Below are 8,997 nucleotides of genomic sequence, written 5' to 3'. Positions count from 1 at the left end.
GCTTGGGCATTTAACGCTTTAATAAGCACACCACTTTGGTCTGATATGTCATTGGCATACACTTGGGCACCCAAGGCAGCCATTACAGCAGCATTGGTGCAATCACCACAACCCAACTCCAGTACCTTGGCACCTTGCAACCGATCCTTAAAATGGTCTTGGTACATGCACACCCACGACGTATCTGTAGCTGTAGCATCTGCCAAAAAAGCATCCAAACGCTCTAGCTTACGCAATATACCATCTACCGATACCCTGGAATACAAAGCATCATAGTGGGCTCTATTTTGTGAGGTATTTTGTTCTGACGATACCATGAGTGTCAACGCATTGGGCTTTGGCGAATATACATCAACTACAAACAATACACAACAAACCAATCGCTAAAAACCAACCTGTAAGTATTACTCCCAACTTCTAATCCGCCACCTCTTCCAATAACGCTTGCAAAACCCCAATATGACGCTCCAAAGTAAAAAACCTATTAACACGCTCCTGTCCAGCTCTTCCAAGCTGTTGCGCATAATCAACATCATCAAGCAATCGCAACATATTTTGGGTCATAGCCTTTACATCATGCTCCTCACAAAGCAGTCCCGTCTCTCCATGCACAACAACATCAGGTATTCCAGCATGGTAAGTCGAAATCACTGGCAAGCCTGCTGCACTAGCCTCTAGTACAGCTAAAGGCGTTCCTTCCATATCACCATTATCAGCAGTTATGGAATGCTGTACAAAGGCCAAAGATTCACTCAGCAAGTTACGGTATGTTTGAGGTGTAATCACATCTAAAAACACTACCTGCTTTTCCAAACCGTAATGTTTCACCAAGTTTTTACATACATTCAACAAAGTGCCATCACCAGCTAATAACAAACGAGCATCAGGATGTTTATGTACCACCTCCTTAAAAGCCATAAGGGTATAATAAGGAGCCTTCTTATCTGTAAACCTCCCAATCCCTATTAATTGCTTTTTAGCAAATGTTGGGTTAATAGTTTCAAACTCGGGTTGTGGCCCATACACATTATATACTAATTTAGCTTTAGGACATCCAAGTTTAAGTAGTGTAGTCTCCATAACTCTAGACACCGCAATAACCTTAGAGGCCAATTGAAACACTTCTCGATACGCATCACAACGCGCTATAACATCCTGCCTACTGGCATCATAACCATGAAAATGAACCACCACAGGCAAACCCAACGAAGCCAAAACACCCCTTAAGTTATGGGCCTGTGTGCCATACTCTACTAGTACTACATCAACTCCTTGCTGTTTAAATGATGTACGCAACATACAATCCCTCACATAACCAGAAGGCTTCTTAAACAATTTCGCAATCGCTTTAAAATACAACCGCTTCCATTGTCCTACTAAACCTCCAACACCCTCCAAGCGTATACCCTCGCCTGTACCATAATAATAACATATCTTACCACGCAAATACTGCTTATGCGCCTGGATAAACGTTTCTGAATACGGGTTCTGACTAGGAGTTAAGATGGCTATAGTCATATCAAAATAGTTTAAAAGTCTTTAGCACTTTCTTTACAGTACGTTTTAAAAGCGTTTTAAGTTTTACAATCAAAGACTTCTTTTCAAAGTCAGATTCTGTTCGCGATTGCTGATGAATCCCTTTATTAAAAAAAGCAGCTATAACATCTACCTTTGAGTAATTGAGTAAATTATCCCTATAACGTTCAATATAAGGAATCAAAAGTGCATCGTCTTTCCATAAATAAGCACCCTTAAATAAGCTATTGGTAAAATGTATAAACACAATAGGAAAAGTATTATTAATCAAAACCGTACCATCGGCTTGCGCCACACGTTGGCAGTCAACTATATTCCAATTGGCAACATTACACCCTCTATGAGTAATATGTCCCACACCTTCAAATCGAGTTGGAAGAATATCCAAATAACGCTGATCTACATAAAAACCGTCATTTCGGTTAACCTCACACTTAAACAAACACAATTCAGCCCAATAACTCATAGCTTTAATTCCCTTTTTGCTTGCTCCTACAAAACCTCCGTTATAGATGCCATCAAGAAAATTATGTCTAAAATTAGTTTCGCTTATACTAGGGTCTGAACAACGCCAATGCGGAGAAAGCAACATACTCCTTGTTTCTAACTCCTTCCATAAAAAAGTATAATCAGCAAAAAAGTAAATATCACTATCCACATAAATAACATGGTCATAACTTCTATTTAAAAGCTCAATCATTACCAAAGGTTTCATTCCCCAACGGTAAGCATCATGATAAACAGTCGCATATTTCTCATGCATTTGTTTAGCTAATCGGTTATCTTTAAAATCAGCTACAGTTAATAATACAATACCTCGAGCCTCAAACTCATCTTCATAAGCTGTATCTAAAGCACCATTACTTACAAACACACAATAATCTACGGTATCATCATAATCTTTAAACGAATCGTGTAAGGCTAAAGCATAATGCGCATAATTATTAGTAATAACAGTACAAATAATATTTCTCATAAACTCAGTTTTTTTCTTACAACCAGCATGCAATAAGCCAACTGCAATTCAATAGGTAATTTTAGCTTTACATTAGGAAAACGTCCCAAGGTTCTTTTTTTTAAATAACATTCCAAAACAATCCAATTATACTTGTTTAAATAAACCAACCTATCTAGAAAAGTAGAGTACTGCTGTATAATTGTATAATATTCATTAAAACGGGTTCTTTCACTTTCCAACAGTTTAAATGTGCGAGTAGTATCTTTGTGTTTCCTAAAATAGTTCATAGGCTTACTTACATAGCCAATACTACCATAACTTAACAGCTGTAACCACAATTGCCAATCACCACAATAGTTCATATCTATTGGTAATCTCACATTCAACACTGCTTCTTTTTTAAACAATGCTCCACTTGCATTTGGTATAATGTTTCTATATCTAAAGTAACGCTTTACTTCATCTTGTCCTGTATTAATAAAACTATTGTTCCAGCGATGCTCATCCATAGCCGAAGCCCATGTATCTAAATACATTTTACCTGAAATTTCATCCTTATGCTTAGTGGCACAATAAAGTAAAACACAACTTGTGTCAGACTCATAAAAGCTAAGTAATGTTGATAAAAAATCAAGCTCACAATAATCATCACTCTCGGCAATCCATATCCACTCGCCTTGTGCTAATGCAATACCCTTTTGCCATTGCTTAAACGGACTACCAGAGTTTACCGCATTAAAAACCATATGGCTTACTTTTGGGTGGTTGTTGTAGGCTTTCAACACCTCTTGACTCCCATCGGTTGATGCATCATCCAATACAATCACCTCAAAATCCTGAAACGTTTGACCAAACACACTATCCAACCGCTGTTGTAAATACGGTTTATGGTTGTAATTGGGGATGATTATGGATATTTTAGGTGTATTTTTCAAAAAATTGCTTTATTTTTTTAATAAGATACTTACCTCTGTACTCTTTTCTTTCAATATTTTTATACAACCTTTGGTTAAGAATAGTTTTAACCGGTGTTGTAAAAGAATAATTATCTTTAATTACCCTAACATTTTCTAAAGTTTTTTCATATCTATATTCCTTTGCCTTTGAACTCCACAAACTTGACTCATGGACACGGTATACACACATTAAATCATTTAGCTTCTTCACCTTACCACCTTCAATTATAATCATATACAAAGTCCAATCCCCTAGAACACATTGATTAAACCAATCAGGTAATACAAAACTGTTTCTAAATACAACAGACGGTGTATGTATATAATTACCATAAGCCATATCTAAAATCGTAGTAGTATCTGGCACCTTTCTAGTGATTTCATCCTCTAAAAATGTTCTTTTATTATCATTGTAAAGTTGAGTGTTATGAAAGCAAATCACATAATCAGAATTAGCCTCCAAAAAATCAACCTGCTTCTGCAGTTTCAAAGGGTCTGTCCAATAATCATCGCCTTCGCAAAGTGCTATATAGTCTCCTTTGGCTTTCTTATATAAAATAGGAAACACTGGCACACCTGTAGACTTAATATTCTCTTTTCGTAAGATGAGCTGAAACCTACTATCATTACCCACCTTGGAAAGAATAACATTTTGCGTCCCATCTGTTGAGGCATCGTCATGTATTAAAAACTCAACATCAAAGTTCGTTTGTTGTAGTAAAAAACCATCAAGACATTCAGCTATATACTTTTCATGGTTATAGGTAATACAGCAAACTGTAACTTTAGGTTTAGACATTTGTTTTAAGTATTAAAGTTAATTTATTATTTAATGAAGACACTACCTCAAACCCATGTCTTTCATAAAATGCTTTAGCTATAATATTCTCCTTGTAAACCTCTAACTCAATGGAGTCCATCTCATTATTCAAAAGAGTATTTTTAAGAGTGTTTAATAAAGTACTCGCTATACCTGCGCCTTGATAATCTTTTTCAACACTCAAATTACTAATATAAATTGTAGACTCTTTATGATAAAAAGCCAATAAAGCGATTAGTTTATCATTATCCCATACTTCATACCTTTCTGAATATTCTGTGAGCTTTTTAGAGTACTCTGGTATATCTACATAAGTTGATAGTTCAGGCTTAAAAGAACTATTACATCTTACCAAATGCGCTACAATGTCCTTAAAAGAACTAGTATTAATTTCAACTTTACTTAAGCTCATAATCGTCACTTAAAAAAGTTTGTATAGTCTGAACTGAATTATGCATCATCACATCTAAAATAGACAAATGAGATTGAAATGAGCTTGAAAACTGAGAATACTTTTGAGGTTTAAAGGTTAAAAACTGTAAACCTATACCATTTGAGGCAAACTCTGATTGACTATATAAATCAATACCGCCTTCAGGATTGACATATACAGTACCATTAACTGCTTTACAAATCGCTAAAACTTTGTCTTGCCCTCTTAAATCATGATTAACCGCTACCTGAGACGAAACAGTAATAGTATAATCTATAGCCAAATAGTCACACAGTTTTTGTATGGAGTTAAGCGTAAAATCAAAAAGGTTATGGCTATCAAAAAATAGTATAGCTTCAATTAAAGGATAAACAGTATCAAAATAAGGTGCTTTATGATAGGCATTCTTCACCCTACTTAACAATTTAACTCTTTGAATATCAAAGTTAGTAGCTAGACACCTTTCATTCACATTCAAAAAATCCGAATCCTTTTGAAGTGGTAAAGTGATGTATTTAATACTATTATGCTCTAAAATCCTATTTCTATGAAACCAGCCACTTTTAGAAAATTGTATATTGTCATAAATAACAAACTCATCCACTAATTTCAGTAATTGAAAGTAACCTAAATAAGGCAAAAAATAAGGTTGCATAATAGCTACTTTCTTAGGCATCATAAACAAATTTGTTTTAGTAGGTCAAAATGTGTTTTACCTAAGGCTTTTACTTTAGGAATTTTTTCTACCAAATCGTTATGTATACTTTCCCTATTATCCCAAACGGTATTCATTTTAGTCTGTAAACTATCTTTTTCATCAGGATGGGCAACATAAGCGTCTTGTCCAGCTACTTGAGCAAAACCTCTTAACTTATGGGCTTTAGGTTCATGCCCATAATCTATAACAACAGTAGGCACACATTGACTCATTGCAGCAACAGCAGCATGAACTCGCCCACTTACCACCATATCAAAAGCACCTAGTATTCTTTTGGATTCCCATGCAGAATAAACACCATCAAGAGCATAAACATTTCTACAATTAGCACGCTCCAATAACACCTTTTGTAATTGCTTTATAATTGGATAGTCTCTTCCATGTTGCAATTCAAACTGCTTTGGTGGAATAGGAAATCCATTTGAGTGCGACATTAAATAAACATCAACATCATAGTTATTGGTAAATGCTTCAATAGCCTCAGCAAAAACCAAATATTCACTATCATCCCTTGGCCATTTATCAAATGGGCCTGTTGTAAAATTCCAACCACATATTAAAAAACCAATACTTTTACGGTCTTTAGCAACAATAGCCTCCAAATCATCAAACTTTAAGAGGTTTTTTAGGTCTGTAGGTTCAAACAAAAAAGCAGGACAAGTAAGGCTTTTGGTTTTACTAGTATCAAACCCATTCTCTTCTAGCAATTGTATACTAATAGACTCTCTATTTGTTACAAGGTCAAAATTGGCATACACTTCTTTCGCAAAATCAATATTCTTTTTGGAATTAAACGGACCTGGAGACCCTGCAAGCATTACGGTTTTCTTTGCTAATAATTGTGCTACCCTATCTTTTAAGAGTCCAACCATAAAACGATCCTCTCCTAAAAAATCTGCATTATCGCCCCATATATCGCCACTAAAGTCAATTACCAAGTCCATATCCTTTACTACATCAATATAAGGTGTAGTACGTTCTAACATTCCATTCTCTATATAACGGTTTGCTATGACTAATTCGTCTTTTGCCTGTACTAAGTCATTATCCCAAGAGTAATATAAATGCATTGGTAATACTTCCACAGACTCTTTTAAACAAAACGCTTCCGACATTTGAAACGTAGTACTAATTTGAGCATCAGGAAAAACACGGTGCAACTGTCTAAAAAAAGGCTCTATAATATAATAGTTTCCAATATTTCCAAACTCCATTCTTCCCCAGTGTAAAGTACACTGCCCAATCACTAAAATCTTCATATATTAGTTTTAATAATTCTAATTATTTGGTTTACAACTTCAAAATCATTCCCTTTCAAACCTACATAAAGCGGCAAACACATCACGCGCTTAGAAATAGATTCCGAAATAGGCATAGGTGCAACCTCTAAATAAGGTAATGTATTCAAGCTAGGGTAAAAATAACGCCTCGGAAAAATCGAATGCAATTCTAAAGCAGCTTTAACCTTTAGCAATTGAGCTTCACTCTCAAACAGCACAGGGTAATAACTATAATTCCAATCGGTATCAGGTCTTATAGCCAACACTTTCAACGGTGTCAATTCAAATGCAGCACTATACTGCTCACATATAAGCTGTCGTTCGTTTAAAATCTCCGTCATATAAGGCAATACTGCTAATCCCATAGCAGCTTGTGGCTCACTCATCTTAGCATTAATCCCCAACCCCTGAAAGGCTTCGTTTCCTTGATGTCCAAAATTATGATGGTAAAACAACACATCATAATACTCAGGTTGACAAAACAACGCACCACCTTCTCCAGTATGGAATAACTTGGTAGCATGAAAACTACAGCTACTCACATCACCATAATTAAAAACAGACTGCCCTTTGTACCGCACCCCAAAACAATGGGCTGCATCATAAATCACTTTTAAGCGGTGCTTTTTTGCAATAGTTTCAATAGCTTCCACATCACAAGGGTTACCAAACACATGGGTAGCTAAAATAGCAGTAGTACGCTCGGTTATAGCAGCTTCAATTTGGGTCTCGTCTATAGTCAAATAGTATGGATGAATATCTACAAACACAGGCGTGCAACCTTCCCACACGATACTACTAGTCGTAGCCACATAACTAAAAGGTGTGGTAATAATTTCGCCGCTTAGTCCTAAGCCTTTAATAGCAATCTGTAAAGGCAAAGTACCATTGGTCATAGTCAAAACTCTAGGCACATCCAAATAAGATTGCAATCGAGCTTCTAAAGCCTTTACCAAAACCCCTCGGTTAGTCATCCAACCCGTATCCCAAGCTTGTTTTAATAGAGCTTGATACTCATCTTGCGGAGGCAAAAACGTTTTAGTGACGTTAATCATAATGAGCTAAATTTAGAATCCAACATAAAAGGCTCCCAGCTTTCTTTTGGGTAACTAACTTGAAAACTTAAAACATTGTTTTCACGATATACTGGCTCTTTGGTTATTGCAGAACGAACAGCGAAGTTAATTGAATAAACCCCTTTAGAGAGCTGTAATTTTTCATGTAATACTTTAAACGCTATCAAGTTGTCATGTTTATATATAAACTCAAAATTTATATTTCTCAATAAAGAAGCCACAGGACGCTGTTCTTTATCTACAATAATGAAAAAAAACTCCAAGTCATTTACTTTTCTTAATTTACTTAAAACAACTTCTATATCTAAATCATCTCCCCAACTCAACATAATACCTGTTTCTGTTTCAGCACCATTTAAAACTTTCAAGGACTTGATTTTTAAAGAACCATCGTCAAAAATCAAATTACTATCATTGTTAGTAAATCGCGTATAATACAAATCAATTGCTTTACCTACATCCTTACCTTGGTACTTAGACTTTCCCTTATCCATTAAAATGATTTGATTACACATTCTTGAAATCATGGGCATACTGTGCGATACAAAAATAACAGCAGTACGAGGTAAAATAGTATCAATGGTTTTAAAACACTTAAGTATAAACCCCAAATCTCCCACAGCCAACACCTCATCTATAATAAGCACATCGGGTTCCATTTGGGCTGCTACTGCAAAACCCAAGCGCACTTTCATCCCACTACTGTAATGCTGCACTGGCATATCTATAAACTCATCAAGCTCTGCAAAAGCAATAATAGCCTCCAACTTACTGTCAATCTCTTTTCGGCTAAACCCTAAAACAGCACCATTGTTATAGATGTTTTCGCGTCCGCTTAATATTGGGTTAAACCCAGCACCCAACTCTATTAATGCACCAACACGTCCTTTAATAATTACTTTACCCTCATCTGGGTTTATGAGTCCATTTAATATTTTTAACAAGGTACTTTTACCAGCACCATTATGCCCAATTAAGCCCAAACACTCGCCACGTCGTAGTTCAAAATTAATATCCTTAACCGCCCAAAACTCTTTAGCACGTAAACTTCGGTTTTTACTACCACCACGAATGCCAGTAACCAAATCCTTGACACCATACCACAAACTAGTCTTTAGGTCTTTGCAAAACTTTTTGCTCAACCCCTCAACCTTAACAAGAACCTCGTTATTATGTTGTATGTTACTCATTAGTTATTTAATTTAAAATCATGAATCGTT

The 8,997-nt window shown here is 35.7% G+C and carries 9 protein-coding genes and 1 pseudogene; all 10 read right to left on the bottom strand.

The annotated features are described in order from the left end of the window. A pseudogene (locus ACQ0RB_RS11060) lies at window positions 1–317 on the bottom strand (class I SAM-dependent methyltransferase); the annotation flags it as partial. 100 nt (window positions 318–417) lie between these two features. After that, window positions 418–1,335, bottom strand: coding sequence for a glycosyltransferase family 4 protein (locus ACQ0RB_RS11055; RefSeq protein ID WP_430498452.1), 918 nt, complete (start codon window positions 1,333–1,335; stop codon window positions 418–420). Between the two features lie 184 nt (window positions 1,336–1,519). Next, on the bottom strand, window positions 1,520–2,512 hold the full coding sequence (locus ACQ0RB_RS11050; RefSeq protein WP_335976731.1) for a hypothetical protein: 993 nt from the start codon (window positions 2,510–2,512) through the stop codon (window positions 1,520–1,522). After that, complete coding sequence (locus ACQ0RB_RS11045; protein ID WP_430498450.1) at window positions 2,509–3,429, bottom strand: glycosyltransferase family 2 protein; 921 nt, start codon at window positions 3,427–3,429, stop codon at window positions 2,509–2,511. Before ACQ0RB_RS11045 ends, ACQ0RB_RS11050 begins: the two co-directional genes overlap by 4 nt. Continuing rightward, a complete protein-coding gene (locus ACQ0RB_RS11040; RefSeq protein WP_430498448.1) occupies window positions 3,413–4,249 on the bottom strand; it encodes a glycosyltransferase family 2 protein in 837 nt (278 codons plus the stop codon). Before ACQ0RB_RS11040 ends, ACQ0RB_RS11045 begins: the two co-directional genes overlap by 17 nt. Beyond that, window positions 4,242–4,682: a GNAT family N-acetyltransferase gene (locus ACQ0RB_RS11035; protein ID WP_430498446.1), complete on the bottom strand. Its 441-nt coding sequence runs from the start codon at window positions 4,680–4,682 to the stop codon at window positions 4,242–4,244. Before ACQ0RB_RS11035 ends, ACQ0RB_RS11040 begins: the two co-directional genes overlap by 8 nt. Then, complete coding sequence (locus ACQ0RB_RS11030; RefSeq protein WP_430498444.1) at window positions 4,669–5,382, bottom strand: WbqC family protein; 714 nt, start codon at window positions 5,380–5,382, stop codon at window positions 4,669–4,671. The genes ACQ0RB_RS11035 and ACQ0RB_RS11030 overlap by 14 nt, the downstream gene beginning before the upstream one ends. Next, window positions 5,379–6,680 carry a polysaccharide pyruvyl transferase family protein gene (locus tag ACQ0RB_RS11025; protein WP_430498442.1) on the bottom strand — a complete coding sequence of 434 codons (1,302 nt, stop codon included), beginning with the start codon at window positions 6,678–6,680 and terminating at the stop codon, window positions 5,379–5,381. Before ACQ0RB_RS11025 ends, ACQ0RB_RS11030 begins: the two co-directional genes overlap by 4 nt. Continuing rightward, complete coding sequence (locus ACQ0RB_RS11020) at window positions 6,677–7,756, bottom strand: DegT/DnrJ/EryC1/StrS family aminotransferase (RefSeq protein WP_430498440.1); 1,080 nt, start codon at window positions 7,754–7,756, stop codon at window positions 6,677–6,679. Before ACQ0RB_RS11020 ends, ACQ0RB_RS11025 begins: the two co-directional genes overlap by 4 nt. Next, a complete protein-coding gene (locus tag ACQ0RB_RS11015) occupies window positions 7,753–8,967 on the bottom strand; it encodes a polysaccharide ABC transporter ATP-binding protein (RefSeq protein ID WP_430498438.1) in 1,215 nt (404 codons plus the stop codon). The genes ACQ0RB_RS11020 and ACQ0RB_RS11015 overlap by 4 nt, the downstream gene beginning before the upstream one ends. Window positions 8,968–8,997 lie beyond the last annotated feature (30 nt).

This window comes from Gaetbulibacter sp. PBL-D1, from assembly GCF_050509525.1.
Taxonomy (GTDB): domain Bacteria; phylum Bacteroidota; class Bacteroidia; order Flavobacteriales; family Flavobacteriaceae; genus Gaetbulibacter_B; species Gaetbulibacter_B jejuensis.
Note: the sequence above shows the minus strand (reverse complement) of the source record. Positions and strands in the feature narration are given on the sequence as shown.

Bases quoted from the DNA above. Each gene is read 5' to 3' on its own strand.
- ACQ0RB_RS11050 (WP_335976731.1), bottom strand. From the start codon at position 2,512: ATGAGAAATATTATTTGTACTGTTATTACTAATAATTATGCGCATTAT.
- ACQ0RB_RS11040 (WP_430498448.1), bottom strand. From the start codon at position 4,249: ATGTCTAAACCTAAAGTTACAGTTTGCTGTATTACCTATAACCATGAA.
- ACQ0RB_RS11035 (WP_430498446.1), bottom strand. From the start codon at position 4,682: ATGAGCTTAAGTAAAGTTGAAATTAATACTAGTTCTTTTAAGGACATT.
- ACQ0RB_RS11030 (WP_430498444.1), bottom strand. From the start codon at position 5,382: ATGATGCCTAAGAAAGTAGCTATTATGCAACCTTATTTTTTGCCTTAT.
- ACQ0RB_RS11025 (WP_430498442.1), bottom strand. From the start codon at position 6,680: ATGAAGATTTTAGTGATTGGGCAGTGTACTTTACACTGGGGAAGAATG.
- ACQ0RB_RS11020 (WP_430498440.1), bottom strand. From the start codon at position 7,756: ATGATTAACGTCACTAAAACGTTTTTGCCTCCGCAAGATGAGTATCAA.
- ACQ0RB_RS11015 (WP_430498438.1), bottom strand. From the start codon at position 8,967: ATGAGTAACATACAACATAATAACGAGGTTCTTGTTAAGGTTGAGGGG.